This is a genomic window from Aureibacillus halotolerans (assembly GCF_004363045.1).
Taxonomy (GTDB): domain Bacteria; phylum Bacillota; class Bacilli; order Bacillales; family DSM-28697; genus Aureibacillus; species Aureibacillus halotolerans.
This window is the reverse complement of record NZ_SNYJ01000001.1, coordinates 16,071-37,021: the sequence shown is the minus strand read 5'-3', so window position 1 is coordinate 37,021 and position 20,951 is coordinate 16,071. Positions and strand designations below refer to the sequence as shown.

20 protein-coding genes and 2 pseudogenes are annotated in these 20,951 nt (G+C 44.3%); 12 read left to right on the top strand and 10 right to left on the bottom strand.

Annotated features, from left to right (window positions below):
* Positions 1–16 precede the first annotated feature (16 nt).
* Positions 17–574: an ECF-type riboflavin transporter substrate-binding protein gene (locus EV213_RS00195; RefSeq protein ID WP_208112703.1), complete on the bottom strand. Its 558-nt coding sequence runs from the start codon at positions 572–574 to the stop codon at positions 17–19.
* A gap of 216 nt (positions 575–790) precedes the next feature.
* On the opposite strand from EV213_RS00195, the pseudogene EV213_RS00190 reads away from it, so the two are divergent.
* From EV213_RS00190 to EV213_RS00180, 3 genes and pseudogenes are all read left to right on the top strand, one after another.
* Positions 791–1,138 (top strand): annotated as a pseudogene (locus tag EV213_RS00190) (NAD(P)-dependent oxidoreductase); the annotation flags it as partial.
* Positions 1,139–1,616: 478 nt separating this feature from the next.
* A complete protein-coding gene (locus EV213_RS00185; RefSeq protein WP_133578456.1) occupies positions 1,617–3,092 on the top strand; it encodes an extracellular solute-binding protein in 1,476 nt (491 codons plus the stop codon).
* A 216-nt stretch (positions 3,093–3,308) separates the two neighbouring features.
* Positions 3,309–3,647 (top strand): DinB family protein, encoded by a 339-nt coding sequence (locus tag EV213_RS00180; protein WP_133578455.1) that lies wholly within the window; start codon positions 3,309–3,311, stop codon positions 3,645–3,647.
* Positions 3,648–3,786: 139 nt separating this feature from the next.
* Here the strand turns inward: EV213_RS00180 and EV213_RS00175 are convergent, their stop codons facing one another.
* Entirely contained in the window at positions 3,787–4,605 is an 819-nt protein-coding gene (locus EV213_RS00175; RefSeq protein ID WP_166639096.1) for an arylamine N-acetyltransferase, read from the bottom strand.
* A 201-nt stretch (positions 4,606–4,806) separates the two neighbouring features.
* Between EV213_RS00175 and EV213_RS00170 the strand changes: the two genes are divergently transcribed.
* Positions 4,807–5,826 (top strand): LLM class flavin-dependent oxidoreductase, encoded by a 1,020-nt coding sequence (locus EV213_RS00170; protein WP_133578453.1) that lies wholly within the window; start codon positions 4,807–4,809, stop codon positions 5,824–5,826.
* 52 nt (positions 5,827–5,878) lie between these two features.
* Entirely contained in the window at positions 5,879–6,517 is a 639-nt protein-coding gene (locus tag EV213_RS00165) for an SGNH/GDSL hydrolase family protein (protein ID WP_133578452.1), read from the top strand.
* Positions 6,518–6,718: 201 nt separating this feature from the next.
* On the opposite strand, the gene EV213_RS00160 is transcribed toward EV213_RS00165, so the two are convergent.
* On the bottom strand, positions 6,719–7,468 hold the full coding sequence (locus EV213_RS00160; RefSeq protein WP_133578451.1) for an SDR family NAD(P)-dependent oxidoreductase: 750 nt from the start codon (positions 7,466–7,468) through the stop codon (positions 6,719–6,721).
* A 204-nt stretch (positions 7,469–7,672) separates the two neighbouring features.
* Between EV213_RS00160 and EV213_RS00155 the strand changes: the two are divergent.
* Positions 7,673–8,667 (top strand): annotated as a pseudogene (locus EV213_RS00155) (oxidoreductase).
* A gap of 99 nt (positions 8,668–8,766) precedes the next feature.
* Here the strand turns inward: EV213_RS00155 and EV213_RS00150 are convergent.
* Genes EV213_RS00150 through EV213_RS00135 form a run of 4 tightly spaced genes read right to left on the bottom strand, consistent with a single transcriptional unit; the run spans position 8,767 to position 12,190 of the window.
* A complete protein-coding gene (locus EV213_RS00150; protein WP_133578449.1) occupies positions 8,767–9,633 on the bottom strand; it encodes a metal ABC transporter permease in 867 nt (288 codons plus the stop codon).
* A 4-nt stretch (positions 9,634–9,637) separates the two neighbouring features.
* Positions 9,638–10,507 (bottom strand): metal ABC transporter permease, encoded by an 870-nt coding sequence (locus tag EV213_RS00145; RefSeq protein ID WP_133578448.1) that lies wholly within the window; start codon positions 10,505–10,507, stop codon positions 9,638–9,640.
* Positions 10,485–11,240, bottom strand: coding sequence for a metal ABC transporter ATP-binding protein (locus tag EV213_RS00140; protein ID WP_133578447.1), 756 nt, complete (start codon positions 11,238–11,240; stop codon positions 10,485–10,487). Before EV213_RS00140 ends, EV213_RS00145 begins: the two co-directional genes overlap by 23 nt.
* A 2-nt stretch (positions 11,241–11,242) precedes the next feature.
* The gene (locus tag EV213_RS00135) at positions 11,243–12,190 is read right to left on the bottom strand and encodes a metal ABC transporter solute-binding protein, Zn/Mn family (RefSeq protein ID WP_133578446.1); all 948 of its coding nucleotides are present in this window, start codon (positions 12,188–12,190) and stop codon (positions 11,243–11,245) included.
* Positions 12,191–12,892: 702 nt separating this feature from the next.
* On the opposite strand from EV213_RS00135, the gene nirB reads away from it, so the two are divergent.
* The 4 genes from nirB to cobA are packed head-to-tail and all read left to right on the top strand — an operon-like array spanning position 12,893 to position 17,296.
* Positions 12,893–15,304, top strand: a complete 2,412-nt coding sequence (gene nirB / locus EV213_RS00130; protein ID WP_133578445.1) for a nitrite reductase large subunit NirB — start codon at positions 12,893–12,895, stop codon at positions 15,302–15,304.
* 17 nt (positions 15,305–15,321) lie between these two features.
* Complete coding sequence (gene nirD, locus EV213_RS00125) at positions 15,322–15,681, top strand: nitrite reductase small subunit NirD (RefSeq protein ID WP_424923005.1); 360 nt, start codon at positions 15,322–15,324, stop codon at positions 15,679–15,681.
* Positions 15,668–16,495, top strand: coding sequence for a formate/nitrite transporter family protein (locus EV213_RS00120; protein ID WP_133578443.1), 828 nt, complete (start codon positions 15,668–15,670; stop codon positions 16,493–16,495). Before nirD ends, EV213_RS00120 begins: the two co-directional genes overlap by 14 nt.
* Before the next feature lie 27 nt (positions 16,496–16,522).
* Positions 16,523–17,296 (top strand): uroporphyrinogen-III C-methyltransferase, encoded by a 774-nt coding sequence (cobA, locus tag EV213_RS00115; RefSeq protein ID WP_133578851.1) that lies wholly within the window; start codon positions 16,523–16,525, stop codon positions 17,294–17,296.
* Positions 17,297–17,387: 91 nt separating this feature from the next.
* Here cobA and EV213_RS00110 read toward each other — a convergent pair whose 3' ends face one another.
* The gene (locus tag EV213_RS00110) at positions 17,388–17,834 is read right to left on the bottom strand and encodes a hypothetical protein (RefSeq protein ID WP_133578442.1); all 447 of its coding nucleotides are present in this window, start codon (positions 17,832–17,834) and stop codon (positions 17,388–17,390) included.
* Positions 17,835–17,984: 150 nt separating this feature from the next.
* A complete protein-coding gene (gene mgrA, locus EV213_RS00105; RefSeq protein WP_133578441.1) occupies positions 17,985–18,974 on the bottom strand; it encodes an L-glyceraldehyde 3-phosphate reductase in 990 nt (329 codons plus the stop codon).
* A gap of 177 nt (positions 18,975–19,151) precedes the next feature.
* On the opposite strand from mgrA, the gene EV213_RS00100 reads away from it, so the two are divergent.
* Entirely contained in the window at positions 19,152–20,027 is an 876-nt protein-coding gene (locus EV213_RS00100) for a DMT family transporter (protein ID WP_133578440.1), read from the top strand.
* A gap of 74 nt (positions 20,028–20,101) precedes the next feature.
* A complete protein-coding gene (locus EV213_RS00095) occupies positions 20,102–20,434 on the top strand; it encodes a L,D-transpeptidase (RefSeq protein ID WP_133578439.1) in 333 nt (110 codons plus the stop codon).
* A gap of 116 nt (positions 20,435–20,550) precedes the next feature.
* Here the strand turns inward: EV213_RS00095 and EV213_RS00090 are convergent, their stop codons facing one another.
* The gene (locus EV213_RS00090) at positions 20,551–20,865 is read right to left on the bottom strand and encodes a hypothetical protein (RefSeq protein WP_133578438.1); all 315 of its coding nucleotides are present in this window, start codon (positions 20,863–20,865) and stop codon (positions 20,551–20,553) included.
* Between the last annotated feature and the right edge of the window lie 86 nt (positions 20,866–20,951).

Below are 20,951 nucleotides of genomic sequence, written 5' to 3'. Positions count from 1 at the left end.
TCGCTCACGCAGAAGACTATTCCTTTTGTAAGCTGCCCGATCGATTTCGTGTTTTTGCATAGGCTGCAATCAACAACGTCCCGAGGACACCAACTGTAACGATATTTGCTGTTCCAGCAACAGCACCCTGCAAAAATACTTTATTGGCAGGCTCGGCATAAATCAAGATATCAAGTAATGGAGCAATGACAAACCAAGCTAGCAATTGACCGATGATTTGCACGACATTAAACAAAATGATTCCTCTTGTCGTAAATTCACCAACGCGGACCTTTAAACGCAGTCCTGCTAAACCAAAAAATAAACCGACCAAGCCAGAACAGATGACCCAGCTCCACCAAATGCTTCCGAAGAAAACAGCGTCTTTTAATGCATGCCCAAGTAAACCGATCAAAAAACCAGCCAAAGGGCCAAAAAGAACCCCCATTAGAGCAAGAAAGGCATAGGCTGTATCAATGTTTGTGTTAGGTACCCCGGATGGCAATGTGACAAATCTGCCTAGGATGACAAATACTGCTGTTCCTATCCCAATAGCTACAATTGTTTTTGTTGATAACCCTTGCTTCCCCACTATTGAACTCCCCCACTCCTAGACACGTTAAAAGTGTCAGTAATAATACATTATCATATAGGACAAAAGGTTCAATGGCAATAGGAAGTTTTCCAACTTTGTGCGAGCACATCATCTCTCCATTGGTAGCGTGAAAGCAAGACTGAAATAAAGAAGATACTATAGTGACAAACGCCAGATAAAGCAAAGCAGCGAGCAGAAGTGAGCGATTGTGGCAACAAAATGTGCAATCAAGTGGCTATTGCGTCAACGATGATCGGCATGAGCGAGGCTTTGGCATATGCACGGCAAGCAGGCCTCGATGCAGAAACCGTCTTAAAAAGCATTGATAGCGGTGCCGCAGGGAGTTGGTCATTGAGTCAGCTTGCGCCACGCATTATAAAAGATAACTATGAGCCAGGTTTTTACGTGAAGCACTTCATTAAGGATATGGCGATTGCCATTGAGTCAGCAGCGGAATTGGGTTTAAGGATGCCAGGTGTGTCGCTTAGTCATTCAATGTACGAAACTCTGGCAGAGAAAGGATTCAGTGAAAAGGGAACACAGGTCCTCTACAAATATTACTAGGGTGTGTCTGAGTACTCAGAAGGGAGCAGATGTTGCCGAATTTTCGTTCCAAGCAAGGCGTTTTTTCGCAGTCGTACCGGGCGTACGTCAAAAAAAGAAACGCAGGTAAGGATGAAAAGGCGGTGACAGATGCCTCTGAGCAAGTTTTAAGACACGCCTTAGAGGAATGAAAGTCACATCGAAAACATTTTGGAAACAATGTTCAGCTTAAAAGCACAATCTATTCTACTTATTTTCATGCGACTAGATGATCTTGCAAACAAAAGCGGCCACTAGCAAAAGATTGCAGCATACCGTTTTTTTTTTTTTTGGATTTTTTGGTAATCTAATACAATATTTATTCATTAATTTAATTTCGAAGGATCTTATACCTATAAAATTATCTAAACCTATTGTAATACTAGTGTGTGAAGTGGTAAAATTCAGTCATCCGATAAGGATGGTTGTGCATGTATAAAACGGAATAGAGGGGGAGCCTATGCGTTCAATATGGGTAAAGTTGATTCTCATTGCATGTCTATTGGTCATCGTTGCATGTGGAAATAATGAAAGCGCTTCAACTAGTGAGGGAGGCAGTGATGGTCCATTTTCTTTCTCATTATTGTTAAATCTCCATACCGCTGAAGTACCAAATGAGCGGCTTGAGAAATTGATTGAAGAGGCGACAAATACGGAGTTGGAAATCCAATGGGTTCCTGACAATAATTACGGAGAGAAAATGAACACGGCTTTTGTTACTGGAACGGTTCCAGAGGTTGTTCTTGTGAAAAATCATGAATTTTCTCAGCTTCGAGAAGCTGTACGTGATGATCAATTCTGGGAAGTCGGACCTTATATTGATGATTATGAGAACCTCAGCAAATTAAATGATGACATATTAGAAAATCAAAAAGTTGAGGGCAAATTGTACTCATTATATGCCGGAAGACCGCTATCACGTACTGGCATTATTTATCGAAAGGATTGGGCAGATGCTCTTGGCATAGAAGCACCAACGACAACAGATGAATTTTATGAAATGTTGCGTGCATTCACTGAGGATGATCCAGATGGCAATGGTAAGGACGATACCATTGGATTGACGGACCGAGGAAATCTGGGGACATTCAATACGGTCACAGCATGGTTCGGGTCACCTAATCTTTGGGGTGAGAAAGATGGCAAACTGCTTCCGGAGTTTATGTTTCCTGAATACAAGCAAACAATGGATTATTTTAAAAAGATTTATGACAATGGATATATTAACAAAGATGCCCCTGTAACAAGCAAAGCTGATCAACAGGAAATGCTGAAAAATGGCACTGCTGGGGCGTATATCGGTTCTATGGCGGATGTACAAGGGATTTATGATGATGCGAAAGCGTTAAACCCTGATGTCGAATTCGACGTGCACAATTATGTTGAAGGTCCACATGGTGAATATACAACTCGCTCCATCCCAGGCTATGGAAGTCTTATCTTGTTTCCTAAATCGGCAGTAGAGAATGAAAATGAACTGAAAAAAATATTGGAATTTTATGATTACCTCATGTCTCCAGAAGGGGCAAACTTGCTCATTTGGGGAATTGAAGGCGAACATTATGAATTGGTTGACGGAAAAGCAAAGCTTCTAGAAGAAAATACCGTTTCTATCAACAATGAGATCAAACCGTACACACCGCTTGAAATCGGTGAGCCTGAAACAAATGGACGCTATGAAGGTCATTATGATTATGCACCAACAACAAAAGCATATGAACTTTACAAGGACAACAACAACTACCTTGTTCATAATCCAACCATTGGACGTATTTCTGAAACGTTTGATTCGAGATCACAAAGTTTGCAGCAAATTATTGATGATGCAACGTATCAATATATTCTCGGTCAGACAGATGAAGCAGGCTTTGATGCAGCTATCGAAGCGTGGAAAAATGAAGGCGGATCAGATGTCATTGATGAATACAATGAGTAATAACAATCATTAACTAACAGAGACAAACAAGAACGTGATTGCTTTACTATGCAAAACCGCTATAGGCTTTGGTAAGCGTATAGCGGTTTCTGCTTTCTGTTTTCAATGTTGCACCAGATGTAATCTAGTATCGATTGTACTATGATGTTTTACATACACTCAAACGAAAAAGTACAGTATAAGTCGTATTTTATCGCCGAAAGGAAACTTCCAGACATGAATGATTTTCTGTCGTCCACACTCCACCAAATAGCTTTTGTTACTCACACTATCATACAGATGACAGATGTTCTTTCAGATGAGGATTTACCTATCAGGCCCACGCAAAGGAAACATTCGATCGGTGAGCTTCTTTCACATCTTGCACTACTTCCTAAAGCGGATTGGCTCATCGCATCAGAGGCAACAGAAGAAACGATGGCAGAGTTTTATCGAAACAATGGTTTACACACATTGGAGGAGATCAAGTCAATGCTTGTCTCAAACGTTGCTTGGTTGGAAGCAGAGATCCTCCACTTGACTGAAACAGAGATGCAAAAGACAACAACAGCCTAATGGGGCGTGAGCTACTCCGTCTATGGATGGGTGTTAGAAATTCTAGTTCACCTCACACACCATCGAGGTCAACTCCATGCAATGCTTGTTCACTTGCTAGGGAAACAAATTGATATGCATTTATTTGAATAAAGTAAGGTTAGGAAGTAGTCTTAAAAAAGTCGTTATTTTGCTGTTGCTCCATCCACTGAACTCCCTCTTCTAAATAAGGCAGTGAAAAGCCAAAAGCCTGTTGCGTAAGTCTTTCAAGCTCATGAAATGATGTGGCGCTTTGCGTTTCAAACCGTCCGTCGCGGGAACGAGTGCTAACAGATGCATTATGAAGGGACACGAGACGATCCTGTTCAGGTTGCCAAATCTGGTAGCGTAAAACTTTCATAAAGGGAGCGTCCGTCTTAAAAGAGTCTGCTATGACGTTTGCATAATCAGTAGGGTTGGCATGATCTGTCTTATCAAACAACCACTTCGGGCCGGTTTCAACGTCTTTGCGAAAACGAGTAAACAAATAGTGATTTCCAGCTTGTGGGGCAATATGAAAGCGCAAATCTGCAAATTGAACATCACGAGTCTTGTTAGTAAGTGGAATCGGGTCGAAAAAAGCAGCAGCTGCGCCAACGTCTACATAATGAATGGAGCTCTGATCATCCAATCCATCCACGTCGATGCCCGTATGACTTTCTCCAACGCGAAGCAACCGTGCATGATACCCAAGCGTTTTAAGTAAATCATAGATATGCATATTTAAAATATAACAAGTGCCGCCGATTGGTTTCGTTGCGGCATGAGCCAACCATTCTTCAATAGTCGGTAAACGTGGTTCTCCATCAAGAACCGTCTTGATCTTGCTTAGGTTTTCAAAAGGAAACACGGCTTGGTGCCGTTTGATTAGATGAGCTAGAGTTGCTTTCGATGGCGATGCTTCTTGGATATTTAAGAGCTTTAAATAGGTTCGCTGCAAGATGAAAACCCCCTTTTCGCAGTTTTTTTAGTATACCATCCTGGACTTTCACAGCGGGTGTACAATGTCTTAAGAATGGTCAGACCGTATTCGTTGACGAGGTTGATTTAATGTCGTTAAGATAGATGGGATTGATTGGTTTTTTACGACCCGTAATGGGATTCCATAAATTAACTATTAACGACAGGAAGGTTGACTAATATGGTAAATCAACAGGATCGTTTGCATTCGACACCTTTCTCTGTTTTAGATCTAGCTCCAATCGTGGAGGGAGGGACAATTGCCGAAGCCTTTGAGGCGAGCAAGCGCTTAGCACAACTTACTGAGTCATTACAGTATCAACGATTTTGGGTTGCGGAGCATCACAATATGCCAGGAATTGCATCCGCAGCCACATCCCTTGTTATACAACATCTTGCCCAAGCGACGTCAACCATGAGAATTGGTTCAGGAGGAATTATGCTTCCCAACCATTCATCTCTTGTCATCGCAGAGCAGTTCGGTACGCTCGACGCCTTGTTCCCTGGACGAATTGATCTAGGTCTTGGGAGGGCGCCTGGAACAGATCGAGTGACTTCACAAGCACTTCGGAGAAATCTTGGACAAACGGGGTATGAATTTCCTGACCAGCTAGATGAGCTTATGGCCTATTTCTCTCCAAAGGACATTGGTGGGTTGCCAATGGTGCGTGCATTTCCTGGAGAAGGCGCACAGGTTCCAATCTGGCTTCTTGGCTCATCTGATTTTAGTGCCCGGTTAGCGGGTCAGCTTGGATTGCCTTTTGCTTTTGCAAGTCATTTCTCCCCTGAAAATACGACGACAGCGTTACGGGTGTATCGAACGAACTTTACACCATCGTCCGTTTTGAGTCAGCCGTACGCCATGGTAGCTGCCAATGTCATTGCTGCTGATACATCCGAAGAGGCGCACTATTTGGCTACCTCGATGCAGCAACAATTTTTAAACCTTATTCGGGATGTAAGAAGACCGCTCCCTGCTCCAATTAAAGACATAAACCAGTCTTGGAGTGAGCATGAGAAAGCCATTGTCAATCAACGTATTGGTAGCTCCATCGTTGGGAATCGTGAAGAAGTTAAGGGAGGCATTGAAGCCTTTTTAGCAGAGACAGAGGCGGATGAGTTAATGATTCAAGCGCAGATTTTTGATTTGACTTCACGTCTGCGCTCGTATGAGATTATAGCTGACTTGAAGGCGAAATAGGCGCATCAACGAAATAGGCCACAAAAAAGTTAAGACTAAATGAGGGGGGCAAATGATGAGAATTGTGGATGGTGATGTTATTGTATTTCAAGGGGATAGTATAACGGATGCAGGGCGCGATCGTGCAGATGAGAAAGAACTTGGCTCAGGTTATGCGAATATGGTGGCAGCTTGGTTTGCTGCTTCGTGTCCAGAAAAAAAAGTGACTTTTTACAACAGAGGTATCAGTGGAAATCGGGCTGTGGATGTTTCATCTCGTTGGAAAGAGGACACTTTATCGCTTAAACCGACGATTGTCTCACTGCTTGTAGGCATAAACGATACTTGGAGAAGGTACAAAACAAATGACCCAACTAGTGTGGAAGCGTATGAAACGCACGTTAGAGATATTCTCCAAAAAACGCAATCTTCATGTGATGCAACCATTCTTCTATTAGAACCATTTGTCCTCCCTATACCAGAGGATCGCAAAGAGTGGCGAGAGGATTTGGATCCTAAGATTCATGCCCTTCGCCAATTAGCGGTCGAATTTAACACAATTTATGTTCCGTTAGATGGTATTTTTGCAAGTGTTTGTCCACAAAAACCAGCCGCCTTTTGGGCTGAGGACGGTGTGCATCCGAGCGCTGCCGGTCATGCCCTCATCGCACAGACGTGGTTACAGGCGATGGGTATCACGACAGAGCAATAATACTTTTCTTCCCATATAAACAAGGACTGGTTTCGATGAGAATCCAGTCCTTGTGCGTTTAGTAATATCGAATGAAAACGCTCAGGTAAATCAAAAACAATGTACTTTTTCAACGTGAAGGAGCGCTTTCGAACTTAAAGAATTCCAGAGAAGATAAAGCAAAAAGAAAGCAATGCGGATCTGCAGCCTTCTATCTTTCATCTACTCCTTGAAGCTTAAAAATCCATCATCTACCGGAATGACCGATCCATTGATGGCATCTGCTTCATTAGAAAATAGAAAGGTCGCTACAGATGCTACTTTTTCAGGTTGGATAAGCTTTCGTCTCATATGTTGATTTGCCAGCTTTTCCTTCATGGCTTTGTCATCGCCAAGAATGGGTGTGTCAATAAAACCAGGGGCAATTCCGACAACCCGGATGTTGTGCGGTGCCAGTTCAAGTGCAGCGCTTTTAGTCATTGCCACGACGGCTGCTTTCGCTGCATGATAATTAATGCTGCCTATAGCAACCATATAAGCGTATATTGATGCGGTGTTTACAATCGTCCCTTTGACACCGAGCTCTACCATCTTTTTAGCTGCGAATGAGATGCCGTAAAATACGCCGTGCTGATTCACGTCAATAACAGAGTGATACGTTTCTACATCATGCTCCAGCAAGGGTTTTACATTACCAATGCCTGCATTATTAAAAATGCCATTCAGTGTTCCAAATGCCTCAACAGCGGCATTTACCATTTGTTCTACCTGTTCTGGCTTCGACACATCCGCTTTGACAACGGTGGCTTGCCCGCCATGACCTATAATTGCATCAGCGGTCTCCTTTGCTGCGTCTTCGTCGTAATCGGCAGAAACAATGATCGCTCCTTGGTTGGCCAGTTGTAATGCCGTTTCTTTGCCGATACCGCTGCCAGAGCCTGTCACAATGAGGACTTGTCCGTTTAATCCCATTCATATACCTCCATCCACTCACATGCCTCATCATTTTTAAAATCCCCAACCAGCCTAGCTCTATACCTCGCCACTACAAATCGAGGACAATAAGGTTGATGTCCAAATTGACCTTATTTTGACAATGGCTAATCGATGTAATAGTGAGATCGTAAAAGGGGTAGACGCTTAATGTAGAACTTAAATAGAAGGAGGTCGTTAACAATGAAAATCAAACCATTTAACGCCTTTGTCGTTGATAAACAAGACGGACAATTTATAAAGTCATTTCAGATTTCACGCTTAATGATCTGCCAGCAGGCGACATTTTACTTAAGGTGGCGTATTCAAGTGTAAATTATAAAGATGGTCTTGCTTCAACAGAGGAAGGTGGCGTTGTACGTTCTTATCCAATGGTCCCTGGCATTGATATGGCGGGTATAGTAATTTCCTCTAGCGACCCTCGTTTTATTGAAGGCGATGAAGTCATTGCGACGAGCTATGGGTTAGGCGTGCAGCATTTCGGTGGGTATAGTGAGTACGCACAACTGCCTGCTGATTGGGTCGTCCCACTGCCTGAAACACTTTCTTTAAAGGACGCTATGATTTTCGGGACAGCAGGCTTTACGGCGGCCCTCTCCGTGGAGCGTTTAGAGGAAAATGGATTATCACGCGAACAAGGACCTGTGCTTGTGACAGGTGCAACGGGCGGCGTTGGGAGCATGGCCGTTGCGATGCTTGCGAAGCGAGGATATGAAGTGGTTGCAAGTACTGGAAAGACAGAAGCGCATGACTTTCTAAAAGGCTTGGGTGCAAAGGATAGTATCAGTAGGGAAGATGTTCAAGGGGAGAAGGCGACCCCACTTCAATCCCAGACTTGGGCTGGAGCCGTTGATCCGGTTGGAGGCACGACCCTTGCGAATGTGCTAAGCCGCCTATCGTATCAAGGAGCAGTTGCTGTAAGTGGATTGACGGGAGGGGTAAAAGTGCCAGCCACTGTCATGCCATTTATATTACGAGGTGTTTCACTGCTAGGCATTGATTCTGTTCAGTGCCCGATGCCTAAACGACAGTTGACTTGGAATCGGATGGCAACTGACTTGAATGTTTCTGAGCACTTTACTCGTTTGGCGACAACGATTCGTTTCGACGAGCTGCCCACTGCGTTAGAGGATATTCTGAAAGGGAAAGCTCAAGGGCGTTGGGTCGTTGAAATATAGCACCTATACCTCGGTTTTATATGCAATAAAAAAAGCGTGCCAATCGATAATCGATTCGGCGCGCTTTTGCTTTTGATGAGGTGTTGGCGTTTGAGAGTTTCAAACGGATCGGCGACGCATTTTAGAAAATACACCTTGTGTAGGCGAACACAAAAGGCTAAATACAAACAAAATGCCAGTAACAAAGGCCATCGAAGCGGAAATGGATGTGTCCATCATAAACGCAACAAGGTATCCCAATAGCGCCGATGCGACGCCAAAGGAAGCGCTAAGGATGAGCATGACAGCAAGCCGATCGGTCCATAAATAGGCGCTTGCTGCTGGGGTGATGAGCATCGCTACAACAAGTATGGCTCCAACGGCGTCGAAGGAAGCAACTGTCGTCAGTGAGACAAGCGTCATAAACACATAATGGAGCACGACGACGGGAATACCGAGGCTTGCTGCAAGCGCAGGATCAAATGAAGTAATTTTCCATTCTTTATAAAAAAGAAGAAGAACGGCAACAACGATAAGCAACACAATGGCAAGAGTGAGTGTTGCAATAGGTACTTCACCAAGCAGCGGAATTGTTGTTGTGTTCCAAGGCACAAACGTGATTTCGCCCATTAAGGCATGACGTACATCTAAATGCGCATTGCCAATGGACGTAGAGATAAGCACGACCCCAACAGCGAACAATGTCGTAAAGATAATGCCGATGGAGGCTTCTTTTTGCACACCGCGAGACTGGAGCCATTGGACAAGAAATGCCGTGAATAAGCCAGCAATGATAGCACCTAACGCCATATGTGGGCCGTTTAATTCATTCGTGATCATAAATGCGATCACAATGCCGAGTAACACCGTGTGACTTATTGCATCGGCCATCATTGCTGCTTTACGAAGGATTAAAAAGACACCAATAAGTCCGCAAGAGAGTCCAACAAGAGCTGCAGTTAAAATAATCCATGCTGTGTAGCTCATTCGTTCAACTCCTCACTTTCTTATAGTAAAAATATTGAAGAGCTAAGCCTTTATCTTTTCCAAAAAACAATGAAATCAAAAACAGCGTTGAGGCAGCCAAGACGATAAAGGGACCCGTTGGCCACCCCGTGCTTAGTGAGCTAACAAAAGTGCCTATTCCTCCTGAGCCGCCACCGAATATAGCAGAAAGGACGAGCATCCGGCTAAACGATGACGTCCAATACCGAGCGGTCACTGCTGGAATAATTAAAAGGGCGGCAATCAGAATGACGCCAACGGCTTGGATACCGACAACAATTGTCAAGACGAGCAATGCTGTGTAAAGCGTATTCATTGCGCCTGTGGAAAGGCCAAGACCAGAGGCAAACTGTGCGTCGAATAGATAGATCTTCCATTCCTTGAATCCAAGTCCGATGACAAGCAGGACGAGAATAGCAAGGATCCCCATCGTGTATACATCGGTACGCACCATCGAAGCGGCCTGCCCGAAAATAAACCCATCAAGACCACTTTGGCTGCCATTGGCCGTACGATTCGTAATGGCAAGCAGCATCATGCCTAGGCCAAAAAAACTGCTTAGCACAATTCCCATGGCTGTGTCTTCATGAATCCGACTTGATCTGACCGTCCATTGGATAAAAAGCGCAGCAACGACGGCACTAATGGCAGCACCAACAATTAAAAGAGGACCATTTTTTTCTCCGATGATGAGAAAAGCGATAACAACGCCTGGCAATGCCGCATGAGCTAGCGCATCACTCATTAAGCTCTGTTTCTTCCAATAAGACAAGCAGCCTACTGTGCCAGCGGCCATTCCTAAAGCAATTGTGCTTAAAAGCACCCAAAGAAGGTTACTTCCCAACATAAAAGACATGCCCTTCACCTTCTTTAAGTGTTTTAACAGCGCCACCGTACGTCCGAACTATTTGATCTTGAACAAACACATTTTCTGTTGCTCCGTGCGCAATGACGGTTTTGTTCAACAACAGTACATGATCGAAATAATCAGCCACTGTTTGTAAATCATGATGGACAACAAGCACCGTTTTTCCCTCTTTTTTAAGCTCTTCCAATGTCGCCATAATGACTTTTTCTGTGGCGGCATCGACACCAGCGAGTGGCTCATCCATAACATATAGATCGGCATTTTGGACCAATGCTCTTGCGAGAAAGACACGCTGTTGCTGTCCACCAGACAATTGGCTGATTTGCCTAGTGGCGTATGCTTCCATGCCCATTGTTTCCAATGCCCCCATTGCTTCGCTTTTGTGCTTGCGGGATGGCCATTTTAACCAGCCGACCCTTGCATACGTGCCCATCAGGACGACATCAAGTGCGTTGGTTGGGAAATCCCAATCCACTGACCCACGCTGGGGCACATAACCGACACGTTTTTTCGCCTTCGTGTAAGAGGAATCAAACACCTTTACTTGGCCGGTAAGAGCAGGGTGCAGTTGAAGGATCGTTTTTAATAAAGTCGATTTTCCTGCACCATTCGGCCCTACAATCCCTGTTAACGTTCCGGGTTCAATTGTAAAAGAGACATCATGGAGGACCGTTTGTTTTCGGTATGCGGTTGATAATTCTGAAACGGATAATACAGCCATCCTTATTCACCTCCAGCTAGTGATGTATAAATCGTATCCACATTGTGAGTGTACATCCCTAAATAAGTACCTTCAGGCGTACCAGCTTCCCCCATTGCATCAGAGAAAAGTTCTCCACCTAGAGTAATTTCTGCTCCGGCTTGTTCTGCGCCTTCAATGACAGCTTGGATAGAGGAGGTATTAATACTCGTTTCAATAAAAACGGCTGGGACCTCAGCCTCCACAATTGTATCGACGGTTTTTTGAATATCGGAGAGCCCAATTTCATCTTCCGTACTTAACCCTTGCAGACCGACAACTTCAATGTCAAAGGCACGACCAAAATAACCAAATGCGTCATGTGCAGTGACAAGCAATCGTTTGGATTCAGGTATTTTCGCTAATTTTGAAGAGGCTTCCTGCTGAAGGGCATCCAGCTCTTCGATATATGTCTTCAAGTTTTTGTCAAACGTCTCAGCATGCTCAGGAGCATAGGCTTTCAACTCTTCAACGGCAGCACTGATTGCGATTTTCCAAAGACTGATGTCAAACCATACATGGGGATCAGGAGCTCCTTGTGAGGCGGCATCAGTGAGTAATTGATCTTCGGGGATGGCTTCAGCGACGGCTAAAACAGGTTTTTCTTCGCCTAGCTTTGTAAAAATCTCATTCATTTGTCCCTCCAAATGAAGGCCATTATAAAAAATGAGATCTGCTTGCTGGAGCGTACCAATGTCGCCTTGGCTTGCAACATACGTATGGGGGTCAACACCTGGACCCATAATGGACGTTACGTCAACGAGATCGCCGCCGATACGTTGGAGCGGTTCACCAATTTGGGCAATTGTCGTCACGATGCTGATAGGGCCTTCTCCTTTCTCATTGGTGGTAGATGAAGAAGAACATCCAACGAGTAAGGCGAATGAGGTTAAACAAACGAACGATAGGACCCAACGATTCAAATGATTCATTCATACAACTCCTTTTACTTTGTGCAATGTAATTGTTGTTGATCACGAAAGTTTCCTTAGAGAAACATTATAACAAGAAGGCAACATCGTCAACCTTTTTTTGCCCTAATGCAAAAAAAAGGCTCGACTAAAAAATTTCAAGTTGTGTTCGTTGGAAATAAGGGAGTTCTAAGCCACTTAGCACATCGGGCAATGGACGATCTTAAAATAAATAGAATTTAGAAATGGAGATATTAAACAGCTTAAAACAATGTGGGAAAAGAGGAGGAGTAGGTCGCAAAATAAGTGGTGGTGGGAAATTCTAATTCATTCTAGAAGACTTCACTCGCTGCGGAAGGGGGTAACACATCTCTTGACGTCTTTCGAAGCAAGCCGTTGTTTGTGGTTAGCCCACACATATCTGCTGAAAAAGGCTTCCGATGAGCCGAGCCAACTCCTTCTCGGAATCTTTTTTTCTCTTGTTTTGTGGGATTATTAAGAGGAGTGTTCGTACTACACCCTCATCAATCCAAAGATGCTTTCACATCTCTAATGGTGTTATAAAATATGCCCTTACATGTTATAAAAAGATACATCTTGCGAAAGGTAAAATAGCTTTTTTCCATACGGAATGTTCAGATAATGTGTCAGATTGTCTAACAATATCTTGGAAAACCTCCAATCATTGCTCTACACTAATGAAAAAGATTGGAGGTCACATACTTGACTAAACAAAAAGTAGTTCTTATCGGAAATGGGATGGCTGGAGTTCGTTGTATTGAAGAAATAATAAAAACGTCTCCTGACCAATTTGATATTACAATCATCGGTTCAGAACCACATCCAAACTACAATCGAATACTCCTTTCAAAAGTGCTTCAGGGCGATACCTCCATTTCGGACATTACATTGAACGAACTTGATTGGTACGCTGAAAATAACATCACTCTTCACAAAGGTGAAACGGCCACGAAGGTGGACACGAAGAAACAAACGGTAACAACAGATAAACAACAGACTATTCCTTATGATCATCTGATTTTTGCAACGGGGTCAATGCCTTTTATGCTCCCACTTCCTGGTGCGGATAAAGATGGCGTGATGGGTTTTCGTGATATTAAAGACTGCGATACGCTCATTCACTATGCAAAAACAAAGAAGAAAGCTGTTGTTATTGGCGGTGGTATTCTAGGTCTTGAAGCCGCACGGGGACTTTTAAATCTCGACATGGATGTTACAGTTGTCCATAACGAGCCGTACTTAATGAATCGTCAGCTGGATCCAGAAGCAGGGAAATTATTAAAAAAGAAGCTTGAAGAACAAGGTATGAAAATTATGGTTCATACGCTTACGCAGGAGCTTACAGGCAAAAAGCATGTATCTGGATTAAAGTTTGTGGATGGAAGTTTTCTAGAGGCAGACCTTGTCATTATGGCGGTTGGAATTAAGCCACAGGTTCAGCTGGCAAGAGACTCAGGGTTAAGTGTCAACAATGGGATCGTTGTTGATGACTATATGCGTGCGAGTGCACCAAATGTTTACGCGTTAGGGGAGTGTACGGAGCATAGAAAAACGGTGTATGGTCTCGTCGCTCCGTTATACGATCAAGGGAAGGTTTTGGCTAAAACGGTTTGTGGTGTAGATACCAAACCGTACGAAGGTTCTGTACTTTCGACAAATTTAAAAGTATCAGGTGTGTCGGTCTTCTCTACCGGAACGATCGTCGAATCTGACACTTCAAAGTCTTTAATGGCTTTTGACGATTGGAAAGGTACGTATAAAAAAGTATTGAGTGAAAATGGCCGTGTTACAGGCGCAGTGCTCTTTGGCGATACATCCGAAAGTACACTACTGACATCAATGATTAATAAGAAAGCAAACATTGAAGACTACCTAGCGATGCAGCAATCCGATGCACCGGCGGTCTCTGTGACTGCATCAATGAGTGCCGAAGATATTATTTGTGGCTGTAATGGCGTCACAAAAGGAACGATTTGCTCCGCTATTAAAGAGCAAGGTCTTGCAAGTGTCGAGGAGGTCAAGGCATGCACGTCAGCGTCAAGATCGTGTGGAGGCTGTGCAAACCTTGTTGCGGATTTGCTTCAAGAAACGCTTGGGGATTCATTTGATGCGTCCAACCAAGTGAAACCTCTCTGTTCTTGCACAACGATGTCACGCGATGAAATTGTCGACGCGATTCGAGAACAAGAGCTTACGACCACACGCTCAGTAATGAACGTACTTGATTGGAAAACTGAGGAAGGCTGTTCCAAGTGTCGTCCAGCGCTGAACTATTATATCAATATGGCACACCCGACGAATTCACAGGATGAGAAAGAATCAAAATACGTCAATGAACGCTTGCATGCAAATATTCAAAAGGATGGCACCTTCTCCGTAGTCCCTAGAATGTACGGTGGGGTGACAAACGCTGATCAGCTTCGAAAAATTGCTGACGTTGCTGACAAGTATGAAGTGAAGCTTTTGAAGGTCACTGGTGGTCAACGGATTGATATGTTTGGACTGAAGAAAGATGATTTACCAAGTGTGTGGGAAGATCTTGATATGCCTTCTGGCTACGCTTATGGAAAGACGTTAAGAACCGTCAAAACCTGTGTTGGAGCGGATTTCTGTCGCTTTGGCACTCAGGATTCGATCGGCTTAGGTGTTGAGCTTGAAAAACGCTTTGAACGCGTGAGCACTCCGCATAAAGTCAAAATGGCGGTGTCTGCTTGTCCCCGAAACTGTGCTGAGTCAGGCATTAAAGACGTAGGTATTGTAGGTGTTGATGGCGGATGGGAAATCTATGTTGGAGGGAATGGCGGCACTCATTTACGAGCTGCAGATCTTCTCGTCAAGGTAAAGTCTGAGCAAGAGGTTCTCCAAATCACAGGTGCGTACTTCCAGTATTACCGTGAAACCGCTGAATATCTTGAACGAACTGCCCCTTGGGTAGAGCGTCTAGGTTTAGACCATATTCGCGATGTTGTGACAGATCCTGAACAAAGCGTCGCCCTCATTGCACGTTTGGATGTTGCGTTGGCAGCAACCGTAGAACCATGGAAACAGGTCATTTCCGATGCTCAGATTCGTAAAGAGCTATATGAAGTCGCAGCACCTGCGCTGACAAAATAACTTGAGGAGTGATGGAGATGGCCATTACAAAGCAAAGGATCAAAGTGGCAGAGCTTAGTGATTTGCCGGTAAAAATGGGGAAAACGGTTGTGATTGGTGAGAATGAGCTCGCTTTGTTCCGCTTAAGCGATGGCTCCGTAAAGGCCATTGAAAATCGTTGCCCTCATAAAGCTGGCGTATTGGCAGAAGGGATGGTTTCTGGGGACCATGTGTTTTGCCCGATGCACGATTGGAAAATCTCCTTAAAGGATGGTCTTGTCCAAGAACCGGATGTGGGTTGCGTAAAGACGTTTGAAGTTGAGGTCGAAGGTGAGCTTGTCTATGTTTTAGTAGGTGAAGAAGAAGCAGAGCGAGGCGTCACCAATGGCGTTTGTTAAACCCGGGGCTGTAGTCGATGCGATGATTGATTCAGGGGCTGAAAAAGCCTCGTTGTCGATAAAGGATTTGTTGATACGTGGTGCATTAGCTGGTGCTTTTCTCGGGTTCGGAACCACTCTTGCCTTTACTACAGAAACACAGACGTCTATCGGAATGCTTGGAGCACTTGTTTTTCCGGCATGTTTTGTACTCGTTGTCTTATTAGGACTAGAATTGGTCACTGGGAGCTTCGCGCTTATCCCAGTGGCTGTCATGGCAAAGAAAACGACAAATAAAGCCATGCTGAACAACTGGTTTTGGGTGATTGTCGGGCATCTCATTGGTGCGGCGCTTTACGCTATTCTGTATTTGATCGGCTCAACGAATTTCTTTCAAACAATGGATACGCCAGTGCTGCAAAAAATTGTCGCAGTCGCAGAGAGCAAAACGATCGGGTACGCTAGCTTAGGCTCCATTGGCTTTGTTGTCGTTTTTGTCAAAGCGATGCTGTGCAACTGGATGGTGACGCTTGGTGCGATCATGGCAATGACATCAACATCCACAATTGGGAAAATTGTTGCGATGTGGTTACCGATTTTTATATTCTTCGCACAAGGCTTTGAGCATGCGGTGGTCAATATGTTCGTGATCCCAGCTGGAATGATGTTGGGCGCAGATGTGACCTTTTCCGATTGGTGGATTTGGAACCAAATCCCGGTACTAATCGGGAATCTAGTGAGTGGTTTTTTGTTTACGGGAGTAGCGCTGTATATGACACATCACAAAAGAGAAAAAAGTGCAGCTATCAAAATGGTGCATACGAAAACGTCTTAATAGATAAGCGAATGGGGGAGATGGATGATGGGAAAGGTCTATCTTGTTGGTGCGGGACCAGGAGATCCGGATTTAATTACAGTCAAAGCATTAAAGGCGATACAAGCAGCGGATACCATCCTCTATGATCGTCTAGTAAATCCGGAGCTTCTAAGGGAAGCGAAGCCAGAGGCTCATCTCGTGTATTGTGGCAAGAGCCCGGGTTATCATGCAATGACACAGGAGACCATTAACCGATTGCTCGTGAAATACGGGCGAAAATCCACCTCTGTCGTTCGCTTAAAAGGCGGAGACCCGTTCGTTTTTGGCAGAGGCGCGGAAGAAGCGGAGGCGCTTGCGAGGGCAGGCGTTGAATACGAAGTGGTTCCTGGCATTACAGCAGGAATTGCGGCTCCAGCCTATGCGGATATTCCAGTCACACACCGAACATTGGCTCGTTCATTTGCCATCGTTACCGGGCACCAGAAAAAAGGAGAGCCCGAAAATGTTGAGTGGGGACACCTGGCAAAAGCTGTCGATACGCTTGTTATCTACATGGGCATCAAAAACCTTCGTTGGATTTGTGAACGACTGTTGCTTGAAGAGAAAGCGGCGTCCACTCCAGTAGCCATCGTTCAGCAAGGAACAACGGATGAGCAAAAAACAGTCACAGGGACATTGGGCACGATTTGTGAGATTGCAAGGGCAGCAGACATTCAAAACCCAGCCGTCATCGTCATTGGTGATGTCGTCTCCCAGCATACCCTTATGCAGGAGCTTAAAGCGACAGGGGCTCCTGAGTTGCAAGAACTGTACGTATAATAGATTTAAACCATCTGTGATCAACACGACAGATGGTTTTTTTGATGTTAGGTAGCGATTTTAATTTGGAGAACGAAGCAAATGATTGTGATTAAAAAGGAAAATCAGGTAAACGCTCATAGCTCCCTTTAAACGGGTGGAAACGATAGGCGCTTGGTGAGTTTTCTACTTTGAAAAGTAGAATATAGGAGCCGTGTGTGGTGTCCAGCAGGCCAGCATCTTTAGGAAAAAGTGAATAGTTCATCGTAGGTGGTGGATGACGATCAATTGTTGCTTCAGGATGTTCCGACGCAAGTTGAGCTTCTACAATCTTTTGCGATTGAGCATAGGTGTATGTGGGAAGATTGGTAAAGTACCAGAGGGCAGAAGATCCGAAAAATACGATGGTAGTGAACCATAGGATAATGACTAGCGTTTTTGTGCGAAATTTTTTTCGGAAGGGTAGGACTATAAGCATAACGATGACGAGGAGACTACCTGGGAGAACATAAAAATACTCGTAGCGCAGAATATCTCCATAATCTGAGCGTGGAATCATGAAAATGAAGCGACATATGATGCATACCACAAACAAGAAGAAAAAAAGGTTGAACAATCGCATTGTTTCACCTCAGAAATGAGATTAATAGAGCAATGGCCCATGCCTCTTTCTCGTCGAAACGAGAAGACATGGGCCATTTCCTATGCATTATGCAAGGATGGAGTCAATTTCTTTAAGTTCGGTTTCAGAAAATTCTAGGTTGCTGAGTGCAGCAACATTTTGTTCAATTTGGCTCACACGGCTCGCACCAATTAAGGCCGTGGTGATCTTGCCTTTGCGCAACACCCAAGCGAGGGACATTTGGGCAAGGCTTTGACCCCGTTGTTCAGCTATACCATTTAATTTCTGTAGTTTGGCTACAAGCGCCTCGTCAATACGATTTGCATCAAGGAACGTATTCTCCCTTGCTGCTCGCGAACCTTCAGGAATGCCATGTAAGTATTTGTTTGTGAGCAAGCCTTGAGCAAGTGGGCAAAAGGCAATGGAACCAACGCCATTCTCTTCAAGCACGTCTTGCAGACCTTCTTCAATCGAACGATTGAGCATCGAGTAGCTCGGTTGATGAATCAGCAAAGGCGTCCCGAGATCTTTCAAAATGCGAGCAGCTTCAGCCGTTTGTTCTGGACTGTAGCTTGAGATGCCTACATACAGTGCTTTCCCTTGACGCACCATCAGATCTAAAGCCCCCATCGTTTCTTCAAGTGGGGTATCAGGGTCTGGGCGGTGGGAATAGAAAATATCAACATAATCGAGACCCATTCGTTGTAAGCTCTGGTCAAGACTCGCCATGAGGTATTTTTTAGATCCCCAGTCACCGTATGGACCATCCCACATATGGTAGCCGGCCTTTGACGAAATAATCATTTCGTCGCGGTAAGGTGCAAAATCAGTTTTTAAAATACGTCCAAACATTTCCTCAGCAGATCCAGGGGGTGGTCCATAATTGTTGGCAAGATCAAAATGGGTGATCCCCAAATCGAATGCACGATGCAGCATGGCTCGACCATTTTCATAGGCGTCCACGCCGGCAAAATTATGCCATAAGCCTAGAGAGATTGCAGGGAGCTTAAGCCCGGAGCGGCCAACACGGTTGTAAATCATTTCTTTATAACGATTTTCGTTTGCTATGTAAACCAAAGGATAACCCACTTTCTTCTATTATATTATGTAACCGCTTTATTGTAGCAAAAGATCATTTTTTTGACTAGCAATATGCAAAGAGTTGATATTCAGATTTTTCAAACCATAAATATATCAGAAATTGTTGTGGTAAGATGATCAATGTTTCATTACTAACAAGAGAGTAGGATTTCTATGGTTCGTCTATACAGTGCACTTGTTGCACTTTCACTTATTTGGGGACTGTCTTTTGTCTTTATGAAATGGTTGCTTGATCCTGCAGGGGTTTGGGGGACTGTTTTTTTGCGGTGCTCAGCGGGAATGATCATTTTACTGCCACTAGTATGGCGTCAAAGGAAACGATTGCCTAAACCGTTTCCTTGGAAAGCGCTCCTTTTCGTTGGGATATTTAACTCAACACTGCCTTGGGCGCTAATCCCTCTTTCAGAAACGATGATTGATTCAACGACAGCCTCTGTCCTAAATGCTACTACGCCGATCTGGACAGCCATTGTCGGCACCGCTTTTTTCGCCCTTCCATTAACTTTTCGACAATGGGTCGGGGCAGGTCTTGGGTTTCTAGGCATTTTAGTCCTAATTGAATTTGACCTTGCAGGCGTAGTTAGCAGTGGTTGGGTCGGCGTCGGAACAATGCTTCTTGCAGCGCTTTGCTATGCCTTTGCTGCACAGTCGACAAAACGCTTTCTATCCGATGTGCCTATTGTTTTTATTTCTATAGGCTCACTGATGACGGGCGCTATCGCTTCAGCTTGTATGGTGGCTTTGACTACACCGATTCAATGGGAAGAGCTTGGCGATGTAAAAGGAATCTTATCCATCATTGGACTTGGCTGTTTAGGCTCAGGCGTTGCCTATTTGCTATTTTATTTTTTAGCCATTAAGGGAAGCCCGAATTTTGCGGCGTCCGTGACTTATGTAGTCCCCATTACGGCTATTTTCTGGGGTGCACTGCTATTAAATGAACCTATTACGGAACATATTTTTATAGGCCTTGGATGTATCGCAATGGGTGTGTATTTTTCTGGTAAGAAAAAGCCATTAAAAGCTTAAAAGACAATCAAGTGACTCCATACATGTAGTCCACATAAGATAAAGGATCAAACCTATGAAGGGGTGAGGGAGACGTGTATTCAATACTCGTCGATGTTTCCGCTCGAACGTTAACGTTGTTGAGGGACGGTATACCCGTAAAGGTCTATCCGATTGCCGTAGGGAAGATTTTGACACAAACACCACAGGGAACGTACACAATTATTAACAAAGCGATTAACCCTGGAGGTCCTTTTGGCACGAGGTGGTTAGGGTTGTCACGACCTCATTATGGCATACACGGAACGAACGACCCGTCTTCTATTGGGAAGGCCGTTAGCCACGGCTGCATCCGCATGTTTAATAAGGATGTTGAAGAAGTAGCACGACTGGTTTCGATAGGCACCGTTGTTCGAATCGTAGAATAAGCGAAAGCATCTTCGCTGTGAGTCAGAGAAGATGTCTCTTTTTGAAAGTGCTGCTTTTTACATTCGTGTTCTTTATGCGTTGCCCCTCAATATGCCTTTGACTACACTCAAAAAGCTCAGACAGTGTCTGAGCTTTTTGAGTGTACGATATTTGCAGCCACAATGTGGGTCACATCCACTTCGTAGCATGTCTCGCATGTATTTTGAATACGCAAACGGTTTTTATTTTGATCTACAATTCGTCCAGTAAACATATGGTATTGTTCTTCTCTATATAGGACAATATGGAGTTGGCTTCCAAATTCCATTGCTTCGAGCATGACTTCGTCTACAGGTGATGCGAAGGACGTGAACGTAGAGTCGGGAACTTCGATAAGCCTATCTTTTTTCGTTAGCCGGGGGTGAAAAAACCATTGTCGAGTGGTACGCATTTTACCAAGCCTCATTTCCCCGTAAAGTATTCAAATCAGTTGTGACGTCCTTAAACATATCCTTCGATGAGCGTGTAAGAAAGCTG